The sequence below is a fragment of the Priestia flexa NBRC 15715 genome (assembly GCF_001591565.1).
GTDB classification, from domain to species: domain Bacteria; phylum Bacillota; class Bacilli; order Bacillales; family Bacillaceae_H; genus Priestia; species Priestia flexa.
In genome coordinates this window covers 1-18,004 of record NZ_BCVD01000038.1, presented here as the reverse complement: position 1 = coordinate 18,004, position 18,004 = coordinate 1, and the positions used below count along the sequence as shown (strand labels likewise).

Annotated in this window: 21 protein-coding genes; 1 reads left to right on the top strand and 20 read right to left on the bottom strand. The window is 37.7% G+C overall.

All coding sequences use genetic code 11. The annotated features are described in order from the left end of the window. Positions 1–135: 135 nt before the first annotated feature. From ndk to BFL01S_RS08555, 13 genes are all read right to left on the bottom strand, one after another. Positions 136–585: a nucleoside-diphosphate kinase gene (ndk, locus tag BFL01S_RS08615; RefSeq protein ID WP_025908386.1), complete on the bottom strand. Its 450-nt coding sequence runs from the start codon at positions 583–585 to the stop codon at positions 136–138. Positions 586–695: 110 nt separating this feature from the next. After that, positions 696–1,661 (bottom strand): heptaprenyl diphosphate synthase component II, encoded by a 966-nt coding sequence (gene hepT / locus BFL01S_RS08610; protein ID WP_061785459.1) that lies wholly within the window; start codon positions 1,659–1,661, stop codon positions 696–698. A gap of 81 nt (positions 1,662–1,742) precedes the next feature. Further along, positions 1,743–2,450: a demethylmenaquinone methyltransferase gene (locus BFL01S_RS08605; RefSeq protein WP_061785458.1), complete on the bottom strand. Its 708-nt coding sequence runs from the start codon at positions 2,448–2,450 to the stop codon at positions 1,743–1,745. A gap of 1 nt (position 2,451) precedes the next feature. Continuing rightward, positions 2,452–3,255 carry a heptaprenyl diphosphate synthase component 1 gene (locus BFL01S_RS08600; RefSeq protein ID WP_235859214.1) on the bottom strand — a complete coding sequence of 268 codons (804 nt, stop codon included), beginning with the start codon at positions 3,253–3,255 and terminating at the stop codon, positions 2,452–2,454. Positions 3,256–3,475: 220 nt separating this feature from the next. Next, a complete protein-coding gene (gene mtrB / locus BFL01S_RS08595; protein ID WP_025908382.1) occupies positions 3,476–3,706 on the bottom strand; it encodes a trp RNA-binding attenuation protein MtrB in 231 nt (76 codons plus the stop codon). A 24-nt stretch (positions 3,707–3,730) separates the two neighbouring features. Then, entirely contained in the window at positions 3,731–4,297 is a 567-nt protein-coding gene (gene folE, locus BFL01S_RS08590; protein ID WP_025908381.1) for a GTP cyclohydrolase I FolE, read from the bottom strand. A 148-nt stretch (positions 4,298–4,445) separates the two neighbouring features. Then, positions 4,446–4,718 carry a non-specific DNA-binding protein Hbs gene (gene hbs, locus BFL01S_RS08585; protein ID WP_025908380.1) on the bottom strand — a complete coding sequence of 91 codons (273 nt, stop codon included), beginning with the start codon at positions 4,716–4,718 and terminating at the stop codon, positions 4,446–4,448. A gap of 426 nt (positions 4,719–5,144) precedes the next feature. After that, positions 5,145–6,623 carry a stage IV sporulation protein A gene (spoIVA, locus tag BFL01S_RS08580; protein WP_061785456.1) on the bottom strand — a complete coding sequence of 493 codons (1,479 nt, stop codon included), beginning with the start codon at positions 6,621–6,623 and terminating at the stop codon, positions 5,145–5,147. A 228-nt stretch (positions 6,624–6,851) separates the two neighbouring features. Continuing rightward, positions 6,852–7,577, bottom strand: a complete 726-nt coding sequence (locus BFL01S_RS08575; RefSeq protein WP_061785455.1) for a YphF family lipoprotein — start codon at positions 7,575–7,577, stop codon at positions 6,852–6,854. Between the two features lie 24 nt (positions 7,578–7,601). Continuing rightward, positions 7,602–7,808, bottom strand: a complete 207-nt coding sequence (locus BFL01S_RS08570) for a DUF2768 domain-containing protein (protein WP_025908377.1) — start codon at positions 7,806–7,808, stop codon at positions 7,602–7,604. A 248-nt stretch (positions 7,809–8,056) separates the two neighbouring features. Next, positions 8,057–9,097 carry an NAD(P)H-dependent glycerol-3-phosphate dehydrogenase gene (locus tag BFL01S_RS08565; protein WP_061785454.1) on the bottom strand — a complete coding sequence of 347 codons (1,041 nt, stop codon included), beginning with the start codon at positions 9,095–9,097 and terminating at the stop codon, positions 8,057–8,059. 17 nt (positions 9,098–9,114) lie between these two features. Then, a complete protein-coding gene (gene der, locus BFL01S_RS08560) occupies positions 9,115–10,425 on the bottom strand; it encodes a ribosome biogenesis GTPase Der (RefSeq protein WP_061785453.1) in 1,311 nt (436 codons plus the stop codon). A gap of 251 nt (positions 10,426–10,676) precedes the next feature. Then, positions 10,677–11,294 carry a YphA family membrane protein gene (locus BFL01S_RS08555; protein ID WP_061785452.1) on the bottom strand — a complete coding sequence of 206 codons (618 nt, stop codon included), beginning with the start codon at positions 11,292–11,294 and terminating at the stop codon, positions 10,677–10,679. 119 nt (positions 11,295–11,413) lie between these two features. Here BFL01S_RS08555 and BFL01S_RS19915 point away from each other — a divergent pair, with 119 nt between their 5' ends. Next, positions 11,414–11,551 carry a YpzI family protein gene (locus tag BFL01S_RS19915; RefSeq protein WP_064484030.1) on the top strand — a complete coding sequence of 46 codons (138 nt, stop codon included), beginning with the start codon at positions 11,414–11,416 and terminating at the stop codon, positions 11,549–11,551. Positions 11,552–11,861: 310 nt separating this feature from the next. Here BFL01S_RS19915 and BFL01S_RS08550 read toward each other — a convergent pair whose 3' ends face one another. The 7 genes from BFL01S_RS08550 to BFL01S_RS08525 all read right to left on the bottom strand — a co-directional run bounded on the left by BFL01S_RS08550 (position 11,862) and on the right by BFL01S_RS08525 (position 17,874). After that, positions 11,862–13,070: an MFS transporter gene (locus BFL01S_RS08550; RefSeq protein WP_061785451.1), complete on the bottom strand. Its 1,209-nt coding sequence runs from the start codon at positions 13,068–13,070 to the stop codon at positions 11,862–11,864. Between the two features lie 167 nt (positions 13,071–13,237). Then, positions 13,238–14,287: a type 2 isopentenyl-diphosphate Delta-isomerase gene (fni, locus tag BFL01S_RS08545; RefSeq protein WP_025908372.1), complete on the bottom strand. Its 1,050-nt coding sequence runs from the start codon at positions 14,285–14,287 to the stop codon at positions 13,238–13,240. Between the two features lie 12 nt (positions 14,288–14,299). Beyond that, a complete protein-coding gene (rpsA, locus tag BFL01S_RS08540) occupies positions 14,300–15,436 on the bottom strand; it encodes a 30S ribosomal protein S1 (RefSeq protein WP_061785450.1) in 1,137 nt (378 codons plus the stop codon). A 162-nt stretch (positions 15,437–15,598) separates the two neighbouring features. Beyond that, positions 15,599–16,180, bottom strand: a complete 582-nt coding sequence (locus BFL01S_RS08535) for a lysophospholipid acyltransferase family protein (protein ID WP_025908370.1) — start codon at positions 16,178–16,180, stop codon at positions 15,599–15,601. Further along, on the bottom strand, positions 16,177–16,857 hold the full coding sequence (cmk, locus tag BFL01S_RS08530) for a (d)CMP kinase (RefSeq protein WP_061785449.1): 681 nt from the start codon (positions 16,855–16,857) through the stop codon (positions 16,177–16,179). Before cmk ends, BFL01S_RS08535 begins: the two co-directional genes overlap by 4 nt. 120 nt (positions 16,858–16,977) lie before the next feature. Next, on the bottom strand, positions 16,978–17,154 hold the full coding sequence (locus BFL01S_RS20690; RefSeq protein ID WP_160169862.1) for a YpfB family protein: 177 nt from the start codon (positions 17,152–17,154) through the stop codon (positions 16,978–16,980). A 69-nt stretch (positions 17,155–17,223) separates the two neighbouring features. Next, positions 17,224–17,874 (bottom strand): flagellar brake protein, encoded by a 651-nt coding sequence (locus BFL01S_RS08525; protein ID WP_025908368.1) that lies wholly within the window; start codon positions 17,872–17,874, stop codon positions 17,224–17,226. Positions 17,875–18,004: the final 130 nt, after the last annotated feature.

Here is an 18,004-nt window from a genome sequence, read left to right as displayed (position 1 = left end):
TATCTATCATATTACATATTTCTTTTTATTCCATTATATCGGAATCTCGTTTATCGATGTTAAATTTCTCCATAGAAAAAAGCAAATGAATTAGATTCATTTGCTTTTTTTCGTGGTAATTGTCTAATTGTCTGCTTAATAAAGTAAACTATTTAGCTGTTTGTTATATGATACTACCTCTGACTCTGAGAAAAACAGCGCAATTTCGCGTTGGGCACTCTCTGGAGAATCTGAACCATGAATAACATTTTTATCAACAATAAGCCCATAGTCTCCTCGAATTGTACCTGGAAGCGCTTCTTGAGGATTTGTTTTCCCCATCATTTGACGTGCATTTGCAATGACATTTTCCCCTTCCCATACCATTGCAAATACTGGTCCTGATGTAATAAAGTCAACTAGCTCTTTAAAAAATGGCTTTTCGCGATGTTCTCCGTAATGTGTTTCAGCCAAATCTTGTGATACGTGCATTAACTTTGCGCCTACTAATTGAAACCCCTTTTTTTCAAAGCGAGATACAATCTCTCCCACAATACTTCTTTGTACCCCGTCTGGTTTGACCATTAAAAAAGTTTGTTGTATCATTTTCTCTCCACCCCTGAAGTTATGATATGTAAAGCGAATGAAAGCGTAATCACACTCAAGAAAATCTTACCACTCTTTAGGTTGTTTTACAACGTACCAAAAATATTTTTTTAAAATTTTCTTTTACCAATGTACTTAGCAATCTGGTATAACGCTTTACGCGCTTTATTATCTGGTAACTCTTTCAAGATCATCATGGCTTTTTCAAGGTAACGCTCACTTACTTTAACAGAGCGATCAATTACGTCAGAAGAAGTAATATACGTAATAATTTCGGAAATAAGCTCCGTTTGATCGTCTGCTACAAATAACCTCTCAACTTTAAGACGGAAATCTGGATCCTCTAATGCGTAAAGAACAGGCAGTGTGATGTTCCCCTGTAGCAAATCACTTCCTACCGGCTTACCAAGCTTTTCTTCCGAAGACGTAAAATCCAAAATATCATCTGTAATTTGAAACGACATTCCCACATAGTAACCGAACAGGAATAGCTTTTTATGTATAGATTCTGGAGCACCGGCCGCGATTGCCCCCAGCTGACAGCTTGCTGCAATTAACAACGCTGTTTTTCGCTTAATACGACGCAAGTACGTACGCAAGTCTTGATTTAAATCATATTTATCTTTAATTTGTTCAATCTCACCTAGCGTTAGTTCAACCATCGTATCAGATAAGATTTTATGAGCATCCACTTGTTCAATTTTAGTAATAGTTTCAAGCGCACGCGCAAAAATATAATCCCCCGTATACATAGCAATTCGATTATCCCACTTGGCTTTAATCGTTGGCTTACCCCGTCTCATATCCGCATCGTCAATCACATCGTCGTGAACTAAAGACGCCATGTGTATCAGCTCAAGGGCTACTGCGACATGCTTAATCTGATTGACATCATAAGAGCCAAACTTGCCGGCTAATAAAACAAAGACAGGGCGAATTCTTTTTCCCCCTGCCTGTAAAAGGTGAAGAGATGCATTTGTAATTAATGCCTCTTTTGTTTCAATCCTTTGCTCTAATTCTTTTTCAATTAGTGCAATATCCGTGTTTAGAAAAGTATACATCATTTTTAATTTCATTGGACTCACCTAGCATTATAAATTCATTTCAATCGTTCGATGTTACACTACTTTACACATTAATATTTATTACAATTGTCTCTATACTCGTTTGTACCCTAAATGCATTGCAGCTACTCCACCGGTATAGGTTTTAACTTCAATGTCTTCAAATCCTGCTTGTTTAAACATTTCAGCCAGTTCTTTTGGGCCCGGGAAATCGCGCGCTGATTCTTGAAGCCATGAATATTCATCGTAGCTTTTAGCAAATAGCTTCCCAAATGCAGGCATAATATATTTAAAGTATAAACGGTACGCTTGTCGGTAACCAATCATGGTTGGCTGAGATGTTTCTAAACATACCACTTTCCCACCTGGCTTTACTACTCGGTACATTTCTTTCAATGCTGCCATATAGTCAGGAACATTTCGAAGACCAAAGCCAATTGTGACATAATCAAATGAGTTATCTTCAAACGGTAAATTCATTGCGTTACCATGCAATAATTCAACATTTAAAAATGATGATTGGTTCACTTTTTCATGCCCAATCTTCAGCATGTTTTGACTAAAATCAAGCCCAACAGCTTTACCAGTTGGACCTACAGCTTCAGCCATAGCTAATGTCCAATCAGCTGTTCCACAGCATACATCCAGTGAAGTTGTCCCTGGCTGTACGTCCATTCGCTTCATCGTATCTTTTCTCCATGCTTTATGACGCTGAAAGCTAATTACTGAATTCATTTGATCATAATTTTTATATATTTTCTCGAAAACTCCATGCACACGCTCTTCTTTTGATTGCTGCATACTATCCTTCTCCTACAACATTTTTAAGACGCTCTAAGCTGCCAATCATCTCGTATAAATGCTCTTTTAACGGCTCATTAAGCTCATTAATGAAAGGTGAACCTGCTGCTAGGTATTGCTTTACCACAGCAATTGATGGTTCACTTGAAGCATAAAGCGCTTCTTGAATTCCAATGCTTTTCATTCCATTTTTATAATAATTGTCTAATAAAATCGAGGCTTCTTGTTTTGCCAACTTTATTAGCTGGGTTGAAATAGCGTTTAAACGACAGGCATGTTCTAAAAGCTCTCGCCACTCCGGACAATTAAAGTAATCACATAAGGAATTAATAAGCGATGATTCAACCGTAAAGAAATTCGTCATCATATCCTGTACGTCTTGTGTTTGGTTATGATAGATGTGGATTTTAGCAATATTAATTTCTTTAATAGACGAAGCAATTACCTTAATTAAGTCAATTTGCCCCGTTTGTGCTAAGTAATAGTAATACAAACCGCTATAATAATCACCTGCTAATACTGTTAGCTGTCGCTTGTGCAGTTGTGTTCCTTCACTATCAACATCTTGAGTAGAGACCAGGTCGTGGGTATCTAGTGCAGTTTGCACAAGCATAACTGACAGCGCACAGCGACTCCATTTTTGCTGTTCAAGTGAAAGAGTCGTTAAAAACGAGCATATGTATAATAATTTATTTTCATCTACAGTTGGATGATGAATAAATTTTTGAACATATGGATGACTCAACTCAGCATGAATTTGTTCTTTCATGTCTGCAACCGTATCGTAGATGTTTTGCACATTCATCACCCTTGTCTCCCTTTCAGTCACTGCTTTTTCCAAAGTAAATTCGATAGTGTCAATTATACCATAACTAAAGGTTAATTTAACCTTTAAAATCATAATCGACGGCTAGGTTATGATTTGATTTTATCGCATTTTTATTTTTTCCATTCTTTACATGTTGTTATTCACTTCACTTGAAATGGTCGTGTATACCATAAAAATAAAAGCAGGAAACTCCTGCTTATTTTTTAACGTCGGATTCAACCTCACCATGAACCGTTTGGATAAGTGCTTTGCCTCTTATTTTAATTGCTGACGTATGCTCTGTGAATTGAGCAATCATCACTTCGCCTTTATCTAGCTTTTCAGAGTGATGAAATCGTGTATCTGCACCTCTTGTTAGACCAATAACATTTACACCATCTTCCACTGCTTTGATGACGATGTATTCCGGATTCGATTTTTGTGCCATAATTTCCCCTCCATCTCTAGCCAATTACGACTTGATTAATGATAATACTTCTGCGCGTGCTGCTTGGTCGTGCTCAAATACTCCTCGAACCGCTGATGTAACGGTCATAGCTCCTGGTTTCCGAACGCCTCGCATTGTCATGCACATATGTTCAGCTTCTACAATAACCATGACTCCATGAGGAGATAAGGTTTCCACGATTGAATCAGCAACTGTAGACGTAATCCTTTCTTGAAGCTGTGGGCGCTTAGAGACAGCCTCCACTGCACGTGCAAGCTTACTTAATCCAGTTACGCGACCACCTTTTGGAATATATGCAACATGAACCTTTCCATAGAAAGGAACCAAGTGATGTTCACACATTGAATGAAAGTTGATGTCTTTTACTAAAACTAACTCTTCGTGTTCCTCGCCAAATATAGTTTTAAAATGTTCGTTTGGATCTTCGTTCAATCCCGAAAAGACTTCTTCATACATTTTAGCCACGCGCTTTGGTGTATCCAATAGCCCTTCTCGATTTGGATCTTCTCCAATCGCTTCTAAAATCTGCCTTACTGCTTGTTCGATTTGTTCTTTATTTACAGTTGACATCCTGTAGCCTCCCATTCGTTGCATTACGACGTAGTTAAAAAAATTCTAGCATATGTATGTACTAAAGGCAAAAAAGAAAGGTCGCAAAATATGCGACCTTTCAAAGCTCTTGTATTATGACTATAAAAATAGACATTTTATGTAAATATTATTTTACAGCGTCTTTAAGAGCTTTACCTGGTTTGAATGCAGGAACTTTGCTTGCAGCGATTTCAATCTCCTCACCCGTTTGAGGGTTACGACCTTTACGTGCAGCACGCTCACGTACTTCAAAGTTACCAAAACCAATTAGTTGAACTTTGTCACCGTCTTTTAAAGCATCTAAGATTGTATCAAAAACAGCATCAACTGCCTTTGTAGCATCCTTTTTTGAAAGCTCACTCGCTTCTGCAACAGCATTGATTAATTCTGTCTTGTTCATGCCATTCACCTCCTCCCAAAAATCGGATCATATAAAAACTAAAATCCCATTACAAAAGGAATCTAGTAATCGACGATATCTCATTTGTTAACAAAATTAACGAATATTATACATAACCTATGTATCAACAAGCCTAATAATAAACGATTGTTATGAATAATTCAACGTTTTTCATTTTGTCTCGGAGACTTCCATACAAAAACTAGTATGTCCAATCGATTTCTTTTAAAAGATTAACATATCGCTAATAGCATAGCAAGCAGAAAATCGTTATATAGTAAAAAAACAGAAACATATGTTCTTTCACATACTTTTTACCCTTTATTCGTTTTGATAATATCCAACATTTTTCCAGCCTTCAGCTTTTAAACATAAGAAAAAGGCTCCTTATTAAAAGAGCCTGCAACCGTCTATTATTAATCAATGTTATAAAATAATCGCAATTAAACCACCTGAGCCTTCGTTGATAATACGCTCTAGCGTTTCTTTTAGTTTGTAGCGTGCATTTTCCGGCATTAGCGAAAGCTTTCCTTGTATACCTTCTCTTACAATAGAGCTTAATGATCTACCAAAGATATCTGAATTCCAAATTGACAGTGGGTCATCTTCAAAATCTTGCATTAAATAACGGACCAGCTCTTCACTTTGTTTTTCTGTACCGATAATTGGAGCAAACTCAGATTCTACATCCACTTTAATCATGTGAATTGAAGGTGCAACGGCTTTTAAGCGAACTCCAAAACGAGATCCTTGACGAATAATTTCCGGCTCATCTAGGCTCATATCTGCTAAAGATGGTGCTGCAACCCCATACCCAGTTTGCTTCACCATACGAAGCGCATCTGATACTTGATCATACTCCATTTTAGCATGCACAAAATCTTGCATAAGCTGTAATAGGTGGTCTCGCCCACGAATTTCAACACCTACAACCTCTTTTAAGATTTGATCATATAAGTCATCCGGAGCATATAAATCAATCTCAGCAATTCCCTGCCCCATTTCAATCCCTGCTAATCGAGCTTGCTCAATGAATTCGAATTCTGTAAACTGTGCCACTACCCGATCAACATCGCGTAATCTTTTAATATCTTTTACCGTCTCTTGAACTGCTTCTTGGTAACTTTCACGTAACCAATGCTTATCTTTTAATACCATAACCCAGCTCGGCAAGTTAACATTAACTTCTAGCACAGGGAATTCATATAGGGCTTCTCTTAGCACATTTAGAACGTCTGTATCACGCATACTTTCCACGCTCATGGCCAACACTGGAATGTCATACTTCTCGTTAAGATTTACTCTTAGCTTCTCCGTATCTGGGTGGTAAGGCTGAACGGTATTAACAACCATGATAAAAGGCTTTCCTACTTCTTTTAATTCATTGATTACTCGCTCTTCCGCTTCTAGATAGTCATGGCGTGGAATATCTCCAATTGTGCCGTCTGTTGTAATAACAACACCGATTGTAGAATGCTCTTGAATTACTTTTCGAGTGCCAATTTCAGCAGCTTCATGAAACGGAATCGGCTCTTCATACCAAGGAGTATTAATCATTCTAGGACCATTTTCATCCTCGTAACCTTTCGCACCTGGAACTGTATATCCTACACAGTCTACCAATCTTATGTTAACATCTAGCCCATCGTCCACTTGTACGCTAACCGCTTGATTTGGAACAAATTTGGGCTCAGTTGTCATAATCGTTTTTCCTGCTGCACTTTGAGGCAATTCATCTTGCGTTCGTGCTCGCTCTGCTTCATTTTCAATGTGAGGTAATACCATTAGCTCCATAAACTTCTTTATAAAAGTTGACTTCCCTGTTCTTACTGCACCAACTACCCCTAAATATATATCGCCTCCTGTACGTTCGGCGATATCCTTAAACACATCTACCTTTTCCAAAAGATCCCCTCCGATCTATGAGTTCATAGGATATGACATCCATTGCGAGAGTAAATTAGGACATTATATAGTTATGACGTTGTCCTATTAAAATATGACTTTCGATAGAAAAATTTATAATTTTTTTCATGCACATGCTGACTCAATCACAAGTTAGGCTAAAATTTCTTATAAGAAAGAGAAAACCCCTTCTCTCTGAATTTTATTCAGCGAGAAAGGGTTCATGACTCATTTTTCTAAAAATATTGGCTCATTTGTTTTTTCGTCGATGGTATAGGGCAATGAATAAGCCGGAACAAAAGAAGAATGCTCAACTAGAAGATTCCGGATATCTTCTCCTTCTTTATATGTATGTTTATGCTTTTGCAATACTTCATATAAGTCCGATGAATAATCTACAAACAGCTCACCTTTCCCATTTAATACAAGAGGAAGTAATTGACCGCTATAAGGACTTACAACTGTAGGTGGCTCTTTCATATTTAATTTTTTATAGTCAATAGAAAAAACACCATCGGCAATGACCTCTTTAAATGGCGCATAACCACTATGTTTTTGTCTGTATAGATTCAGATGAATATTTACCTCTTTGATTTGTTCAGCCATTCGTAAATCTATTAATTTAACGGTTGGATTCTCCTCTACATCCACCAGCATATATGAAAAAACGCCTCCGCTTTCAAACGCTGTACCGGGTGGCTCTTGCATATAGCGTGGGCTGAGCTTGTTAAATTCAATGGGATACTTTTGATAAATAGGCGTATTGTTATCCCTTGTTTTAATTGGTAATAATCCTCCGCTATCTTTTTGAAAGTCATCAACCGCTTGTTGCACAGCTGCAAGCTGATCTTTATAAGGCACCTGATTTTGAGATAGATTAGCCTCAGGGTATAAGCAAGCTGATAATAAGAATGTTATGCTACAAAAAATTATAAATAGTAAGATTTTTCTCATTAAACTTCACCCTATCAGTTTTTGTTATGCTCCAGGTGTTGGTCCACTAAAGACAACAAGCACCATAATGAATCCCGCAATAATCATTAATGTATAGGCAATGAAAGCGAGTACATATTTAAATATAACATTTTTAATTTTGTAACGACTCAAATAAATAGAAAACACAGAAATAAACATAAATACAATTGAACCAAGTGAAATCCACATTTTTAATAACGCTGGCGACACCGCTCACCCACTCCCCTTCTTGCTCTCATTATAGCATAGGAGGTCCATATTTCGTGTAAAAAGAGGGAATTTAAGGATTCTATTAATTGACTCCAAATAAAAAACCGAAATAAAGGGGGCACTTTATTTCGGCTACAACTAAATATTCCCATGAAGAGTTCCACTCATCTTTATTTACATGTTATTTTATGCAACTACAAGTGATTACGCATCACCAATTGCCTATTTTTTCTACATTTCTTTGCAAGTTAGTTCTTTCGTTCTCCTAAAATGTTCGCTAAATCTTCCATTTCATGAGTTTTCGTACGAGACATTAAAGAATCTACAGCTGCTTTTGCACTAACATCATTAAACAGCACATCATATAACGCTTGGGTAATTGGCATTTTTACATCATATTTTTCAGCTAGCTGGTAGGCAGCTTTCGTTGTCCGAACACCTTCTACTACCATCCCCATATTATCTAGCACTTCTTCCAATTTATGACCTTTGCCTAGCATGTTCCCCGCACGCCAGTTTCTTGAATGTACGCTTGTACACGTTACGATTAAATCACCGATTCCAGTCAATCCTGAAAACGTAAGTGGGTTTGCACCTAATACGCTACCAAGTCGCGCAATTTCTGCTAATCCACGCGTTATAAGTGCAGCTTTAGCATTATCACCATAACCAAGGCCGTCAGTAATTCCAGCAGCTAATGCAATAATGTTCTTCAACGCCCCACCAATTTCTACCCCTATTACATCTGGGTTTGTGTATACGCGAAAATATTGGTGATTATTAAACAAATCTTGTACTTTTTCGGCTGCTTTCATATTCTTAGAAGACGAAGTGACAGTAGTAGGCTGTCTTCTACTTACTTCCTCTGCATGACTTGGTCCAGATAAAACCACTACGTCCTGTAATTTAGCAGGCTCCATTTCTTGTTCAATCATTTCAGAGATGCGAAGCAGCGTATCTGGTTCAATTCCTTTACTAACATGAACAATTGTTAACGGATTGGTCGCAACCTCTTCAAGGCTTTGTAACACTTCACGAATTGCTTTTGTTGGAACAGCTAGAATAACTGTTTCTACTCCAAGAATTGCTTCTTCTAATGATGTGTAGCCTCGCATAGTCATTGGAAGCTCTACGCCGGGAAGGTATTTTTTATTTTCATGCATTTCATTAATACCATCAATTATTTCTTGGCGATGTCCCCATATACGTACATCATGACCATTATCCGCTAATACAAAGCCCAAAGCTGTGCCCCAGCTCCCTGCACCTAATACCGCAATTTTCTCCATGTTATCTGCACTCCTTTTTATTTTCGTGATCGAGCAATAATTCGAATTGGTGTTCCTTCAAATCCAAACGCTGCGCGCAGTTTGTTTTCTAAGAAACGCTCATAAGAGAAGTGAAGTAGTTCAGGATCATTTACAAACACAACGAAAGTAGGTGGTTTAATCGCTACCTGCGTTGCGTAATAAATTTTAAGACGTTTACCGTTATGTGTTGGTGTTGGGTTCATCGCAACTGCATCCATGATCACATCGTTTAAGATACTTGTTTCGACACGCATTGCATGATTTTCATTTACCATATTAATAACTGGTAAAAGCGTATGCGTACGTTTTTTTGTTTTCGCTGATAAAAAGACAATTGGCGCATACGTTAGGAATTGGAAATGTTCACGAACGTTTTCTTCAAACTTTTTCATCGTCTTATCGTCTTTTTCTACTGTGTCCCACTTATTGATAACGATAACAACTGCCTTACCTGCTTCTTGTGCATAACCGGCAATCTTTTTATCTTGTTCAATAATTCCTTCTTCTGCGTTTAATACAACTAAGACAACATCTGAACGTTCAATCGCTCGTAACGCACGAAGCACACTATATTTCTCTGTGCTTTCGTATACTTTACCGCGCTTTCTCATACCAGCTGTATCAATAACAACATACTCTTGTTCTTCTTTTGTAAACTTTGTATCAATCGCATCACGAGTCGTACCTGCAATATTACTTACAATAACGCGGTCCTCACCTAGCACAGCATTTACAAGTGATGATTTCCCAACATTTGGTCGACCAATCAAAGAAAACTTAATAACATCGTCTCCATAGTCTTCATCTTCATCTTTTGGGAAATGCTTAGCTGCTTCGTCTAATAAGTCTCCTAAGCCCAAACCATGCGTTCCTGAAATAGGGAATGGCTCTCCATACCCTAAAGCATAGAAATCATAGATTAATTCTTTCATTTCAGGGTTATCAATTTTATTGACTGCTAATACAACAGGTTTTTTAGATTTGTATAGAATCTTTGCCACTTCTTCATCAGCTGATGTAATACCATCTCGTCCATTTGTTAAAAAGATAATAACGTCCGCTTCATCAATAGCAATTTCAGCTTGTTGCTTAATTTGCTCTAAAAACGGCTCATCTCCAATATCAATTCCTCCTGTATCAATGATATTAAAGTCCATATTAAGCCACTCTGCTGAGCTATAAATACGATCGCGCGTTACGCCTGGAATATCTTCAACAATTGATACGCGCTCTCCTACAATTCGATTAAAAATCGTTGACTTCCCAACATTTGGTCGGCCTACAATCGCAATAATTGGTTTTGGCATGCGAATCTTTCCTTTCTTTGATCTGTTCTATGTATAAATAGTAACCTTTTGCTTATTCGTTTCACAATTGAATATTTTTAATAGATAAGATCATTCATTTTCAAAAACCGAGGTCATGCAAACATGCATGACCTCAAATTATTGCCTACTAGTCAATATGTTATTTACATGTATGCAACAATTAAGAGTACTCTCTCAATCAAACAATTCTATCAAAAAAGCTGCTTCACAACAACAAATTTTTCAGAAAATCAATTATTAGGCTTGACCGGACTATGCTTTTGACGCTGGAATTTTCCTAACAACCAATCGAACTGTGATGCAAGGGACCGCACAACTTTCCAAATAAAAAGAAGCATTAGTACAGTAGCTACAAGGTCAAGGAGCATTGGCTGTCCCACGGGATGCGGCATTGAGATATTCGTGACTATTAAGCTATATAGAAAATCTCCCCCTAACAATCCTAGCAAAATAACGATACATCGCATGTGATCATCTTTTACTAGAAGAAAACCAATATATAAAATAATAGCTGTTAACAGCCATTGTCGGTTCACAAAAATCCATACTGGATCATACAGTTCTAACAAACAAAAGCCTACATAAGCAAACATGACAATCAGTGAAATAAATAATACGTATAATTGCTTTGAAGTTTTAAGCCTTGAAATATCTACACACACCATAACTAATAAGAAAAGATAAGTATAGCTAACAAAAAATGGACCTATCCAAACGGACGTTGTTGATAGCATAATGCTTATCAACAACAACATCGACACCTTCCACCGTAAAGACGTTTTATGCAAAAAAAATGTTGAAATGACCCATCCAATCCAAGCAAACCAATAGAATAGAAAACCTTCCATCTTCTCAACTCCCTATTTCTTCATTATGTATCAGTTTTACAAAAATTAACCCTTTGCATAAGCATAGAAACATAAACTTCGGTAAACCTATAATGAATCTAAATAAGGAGGTGAAAATTATGGGAAAAGACCGTCAAGAGAAAAAGCTAAAGAAATCAAAGCGAGTTGAATCAGATCGCGACCAAGGCTTGCATTATCCAGGTGCAACTAGTTTACAAAGCCCTGAAGAAGGGAGAGATACCAATGGACAAAGATAAGAGGCTGATGATTCTTTCTCAAAGACGAATCGTGACGTTTCTAAACAATTTAAGTTGTAGCAACCAGTCCGTTCCATTGCGCTGCAGACACTCGCTGTCCGCGGAAAGAAGTCTGAGCTTCCTCGCCGCACTGCGGGGTCTCAGTTTTCCCTCTAGTTTCCGCATGATTTACTTGTCCTACGCCGCTCCATTCCATTAGTTTTTTAAATTGGTTTTCCAATTAACAAAAAAGCCAAACTATAAAAGAGGTTACCCCTCAATAATTTGGATATAATATTGGCTTAAATACTTATGTCCTAGCCTCGTATTTTCATTTTAAAACAGGATTCGAAACGGAATAAACAGATTTCTGTTGTCCTGTAAGTAAAAAGAGTAGCGCTCCAATTAAGAGAAGTCCACCTGATAGATAAAATCCTAACTCCATGCTTCCTGAGCGATCAGCAAAATAACCAGTGATATATGGTGCAAAAATAGATGAAAGCATCCCGCTAAAATTAAAGAATCCATACACTTTAGAATACATTGTAGATGGCGTAATAGATGCAATGTATGAAATGAGGATTGGATCTAACGCTAATTTCCCAATCAGCCCATACACTATGAGTCCAACTAACAGCCAAACATAGCTATTTGTGTAGGGGATTAAAAATTGACATAGTGCCCCAGCAATTGACAAACTAACAATCAATGCTTTTTTATTTTGAATTCGATCGGACATATAGCCAAAGAAAATGGCTCCAGGAATAGATGCCCAAGGTACTAATGAAGCAATAATACCTGTTTCCGAAGCTTCAAGACCCCTAGAGCTTTGTAGGTAATACGGTAGCCATGTTAGCATTCCAAAAAAACCGTAAAGTGAGCAAAAGATTAAAATGTACACTAGAATATGGTTTTTCGTAAATAGTTTCCGCAGTGGTTCTTTTTCTTTTGCTTGTACCTTACTCTCCTTTGCTCTCCCATCTTCCACAAACAGTGCAATTAAAATAGCTACAATTATAGTTGGTACAGCAAAAAGATAAAAAGTGAACTGCCATCCTTTATCAAGCGTATATGTAATATACGATGAGCCGATAAAACCTAGTGAAATACCAAATGCCATACCGCTGTTAATCAATGCCGACACAAGCCCTCGATATCTTTCTGAAGTGATGCTTGAAGAGATACCGTACTGTGATCCATAATAAGTACCTTCTCCAAGGCCAGTTAGTGCACGCATTAGTAAAAACATGCCGAACGTCGTAGCCAAGCCAGTTAAAAAGGTTGCTACCCCAAATAAGATATATCCAATAACAAGCACCTTCACTCTTCCAAAACGATCTGCTAAAAAGCCCGTGGGAATCTGCATAGCTGCATAGGAGGCAAAAAACACCGTAGCCATTAACCCGAGCTCTGTTTTTGTCAGCCCCCACTGCTCTCCAATATCTCCCATCACCGGAGATAAAATATTGCGATCTGCATACATAAAAACCCAGCCTAAAAAGAATAGAAAAATGGTCAGTGCAGGATGTCCTTTTTTCATAACCACACCTACTTTTCTGTATTTTCAGACTATTATATATAATAAACGTTTGTTATTTCATCCAAGTTGTCAGGTTTTCTGCCTGCTTTTTTTACTATGATAGTAAAAATCCGATTCAAAACAACAAAACAAGCACACGGTATCGTGTGCTTGTTTTGTTGTTTTGGCTATCTATTATTAAATTTTTCAATCGACACTGGTCGCTGACATAGCCAATCATAAGTTTTTCCCGTAATAACAAGCGGAACTTGCTGAAGCTCTGAAATAGAACCAGTACCTAATGCAACCATGATGAACCTTAATTCTTCATGGAGTTCTAAAACTTCTTCGATAACAGCTTCTATACCTGAATCCATTAAAACAGACAGTAGACGCCCAGCTAATCCAGTTGCTGAAGCACCTAAAGCGAGCGATTTGGCTACATCCATTGCTGTTTGAATACCTCCAGAGCCGATAATTGAAATACCGCCTACACTCTGTGATACTTCTGCTAAAGATGCTGCGGTTGAAATTCCCCAATCGTTAAAAAAATGAAAATGATTCTCACGCCTCTCATTTTCGATTTTCGAAAAATTCGTACCGCCGTAACCCCCAACATCAATAATACTCACGCCGACTTCTTTTAGTTTAGTCGCTGCCGCAGCGCTCATCCCAAAACCTACTTCTTTTGCTATAACAGGTACATCTAAGGCATTCACAATTTGTTCAATGCGCTTTAAAGCTCCCGTAAAGTCCCGATCTCCTTCTGGCATAACTAGCTCTTGAATTACGTTCAAGTGGATTTGCATCCCATTGGCTTCAAGCATATCAACAGCCCGCTTTGCCTGATCCACTGTCGCTTCGCTTCCAAGGTTAGCAAGGATGATTCCAGTTGGGTTTTCTTGCCTTACTACTCGATATGTTTTTTCTTCTTCTTCGTTTTTAATCGCAGCCATCTGTGAACCTACAGCCATCGCTAAATTACAAGCGCTAGAAACTCGTGCTAGAGAACGGTTAATTTCTTCCGTCTCTAACCCGCCGCCTCCAGTCATTGCATTGATAAAAATTGGCGAACTCAGTGAAAGTTCGCCAATCTTTGTATTTAACTGGACATCTTTTACACTTTTATCTGGCAAGCTGTTATGCACAAACTGAATGTCGTCGAGTCCGTGTAAGCGATGTTGTCCGGTTTGAATCGCATGATGAATGTGATCGATTTTTCGTTTCGCTCTACTCACCAAACATCACCATTATTTTAGTTTTTTTAATTGATCTCCAATCATGTCGCCTAACTGAAAACCTTTTGATTCTTCTTGAATATTGTAGTCACCATAATCCACCGGCCCTTCTTCCTCAAGGTCACGAATGCTTAATGAAATTCGACGTTCGCTTTCGCTCACATCTAATACCTTTACTGTAACCTTTTCTCCTTCAGTTAATACTTCATGAGGAGTACCAATATGTTTGTGAGAAATGTGAGAAATGTGCACAAGCCCTTCTACACCAGGTAATACCTCGACAAAAGCTCCAAACGATACTAATCGGCGAACAGTTCCATCGACTACATCACCTTGTTTAAGCTTTGAAGAAATATTGTCCCATGGTCCCTCAAGCGTATCTTTAATTGATAAAGAAATACGTCCGTTTCCTTTATCAACTGATAGTACTTTTACCTTTACGCTATCTCCTTCTTTTACTACATCAGAAGGCTTTTCTACTCGCTCGTGTGAAAGTTGAGAGATGTGAACAAGACCATCAACGCCTCCAACATCAACAAAAGCTCCAAAGTCTGTTAAGCGCTGCACTGTTCCTTCCAGTACTTGACCTTCCGCTAAAGAACTAAGAGCTGTTTGTTTCTTTTGCGCGTTTTCTTCTTCAACAACAGCACGGTGTGATAGGATAATACGATTTTTTTCACGATCGAGTTCTACGACTTTAACCGTTAACGTTTGGTCTTGATAGCTAGCAAAGTCATCAACAAAATGCGCTTCAACTAAAGATGCAGGGATAAATCCTCGCACACCAATGTCTGCTACTAATCCACCTTTAACAACTTCCTTTACAACAGCTTCAAACACTTCGCCTGTGCTTAGTTTTTCTTCTAAATCATCCCAAGCTTTTTCTGCATCGACTGCTTTCTTAGACAAGACTAATAGCTCTTCTTCAACTTTAATTACCTTTGCTTGAATCTCTGTACCTTCTTTAATTACATCACTTGCTTTTTCAATATGTAAACTTGATAATTCACTGATTGGAATAACACCATCTAGCTTGCTGTTGGCAACTTCAACTAGAACTTGCTTATCTTCAACTTTCGTTACAGTTCCAGTTACAGTTTCGCCAACTTCTAATGCTTTTACTTCTACTTGATTCATATCTTCTACCATCGTCTTTTCCTCCTTCAATATCTAGCAGCAATATATTTTCAGATAAAAAGCAGCGAAGCTCTTATCACTATATATCCTTGTATCTATTTTTGTATAGAAAAAACTCTCTTTGTTACTAACTTCTAATAAATAGAATCTTTTGTCAAGCGAAAAGCTTATTAACTATTGGTATTTTTCAATCAATTTAGCAATTTCACTCATAATTGCTTCCGTCACTTCATCAGCAGATGCACGGCGTTCTCTAAACTCTGACATATCTAATGGCTTTCCATACACTACTTTCACTTTAGAAAATGCTTTATATGGACCAATAATTGCACACGGTACAACATCAGCTGTAGAACGCAGTGCAAAAAAACCTACTCCCGCTAACCCTTTTTTTAGTTTACCGTCTTTACTTCTTGTTCCTTCAGGGAAAAGGCCAAGCACTTTTCCTTCTTTTAGAATTCCTAATCCTTTTCGCAGAGCTTCACGATCTCCCACGCCGCGCTTTACTGGAAATGTTTCTAATTTAGGTAAAATGGTTTTTAAGACGGGTGCATCAAACAACTCTGCTTTGGCCATGAACGAAATCGGACGAGGGCATGTAATCCCTACGGTAGGGGGATCAAGGTTATCAATATGATTTGAGCACAGCAATACCCCACCTTCTGATGGGATATTCTCTGTACCAATTACTTCATAACGATAAACAGGTTTTAATATACCGCGTACTACTGAACGTGCAAATGTATAAAAGCTCACAGCATTCCAACCCTTTCATGTATAATAGAAAGTATTTTTTCAACGACACCTTCAATTGACAATGCTGTTGTATCAATTTCAATTGCATCATCTGCTTTTTTCAAAGGCGCGACTTCACGCTCTGAATCAATTTTATCTCGACGAGCAATGTCAATTTTATGCTGTTCTAGATTAGATGGGAAACCTTTTCTCACGTTCTCTTCATGACGACGCTGAGCCCGCTCTTCCACTGATGCAAGTAAAAAGATTTTCACTTCTGCATGGGGAAGGACGTGCGTACCAATGTCACGCCCATCCATTACAACGCCTCCATTTTGAGCTAACTTCTGCTGTCGAACGACCATTTCTTCACGCACTGATCGGTGTTTAGCAACGATTGATACTGAATTTGTCACCTCTGCTGAACGGATCTCGTTGGTTACTTCTTTACCATTCACACTAACAATCTGTCCATTTTCAGAAGGTTTAAGTTCAATCTCTGTTTCATTTAATAAACGAAGTAACGCTTCTTCGCTTTCTAATTTACCCCCTTGCTGCTGGGCTTGATACGTAAGGGCACGATACATCGCACCTGTGTCTACATAAATATATGATAAATTTTCTGCTATAATCTTTGCTACTGTACTTTTCCCAGCTGCAGCAGGTCCATCAATAGCAATTGAAATTCGCTTTTCCATAAATCCTCCTTGACGTGCTAACAAGAACATATTTTTCATTAATTTCTTTTTACACGAAAAAAAAGAGCAGGTTGCCCCCTGCTTTTTTAATCATTGTTTCTATTTTATCATATCGCTGCTTTACTGGTCGAACGTTTCAATAATTTTGTTGAAATTATTTTTTGCTACTCCTTCATACTGTATAACCTTTGAAAAATAGGTTGTATGTTCGCTGTAAAATAAAAGAGCCTGAGCAGCAAACAAAAAGAAGAACTGAACAATAACAAATTTCACTAATAAGCTTTCAATCCGCTTCATGTTAATCTCTCATTCCATTATTGTATTTACATACTAGTTTGGAACGAACAGGTTTAATTTATACTTACTTTATAACAATCCCTTTCTTCTTAACTCGAGCTGACGCTTTAACGTATAGCGCATTAGTAGCTGTTTTGCTTTTATATTTGGACTCAAAAACTCTACGGATAGCTGCCCTTGCTGTTCGTTAATTGGCTGTTCAACACGAACAAGCTTACCTTGCAGTTCAAGAGTTACCTCTTCCTCTTCATGCTTTAGTAATAAGCCTACCTTAACTTCTTCATTCACTTTAAAATCACTTCTTTCAGACAGGTTAATACAAACCCCTCCGGCACTTAAGTCTCTCGTAAAGCTCTGCAAGGAGTTTTTCGCTTCACCATATTTCTCCATAACTACCGTTAGCGTTACGGGAACTCGAAAGAAATTTCTTCTCTGTACAGCTTCTAAAGAATCGTCTCCCGGATAGTCTAATTCAATAACAGGTATATCTTTAATTGCTCGATCTTTTACTTCTGTTGAGAATCCATAAACGGCTTTATCTTCCCCTACGAACATGGCGTTTAATTTTGTTCCCTTCATTAGGAAAGCTGTTTTTTTGGTCTTTTCGTTAAATGGATAATCAATTATCAGTTTGTGTTCTGTACAATCAACCACTTTACATCGATAAGTGATTTGATCTTCTTCACTTTCTAAGTTAAGCGGCATTCCAACTTTAATCATATAAAAGCCCCCAATTTCATTAGTATTCCTACTACTAAAAATAGTAAAATATACTTAATTTGTAAACATATTTTTTAGCCCTATATACTCATTTAACCTCCAATAAATAACATGATTCCTTATATAAAAT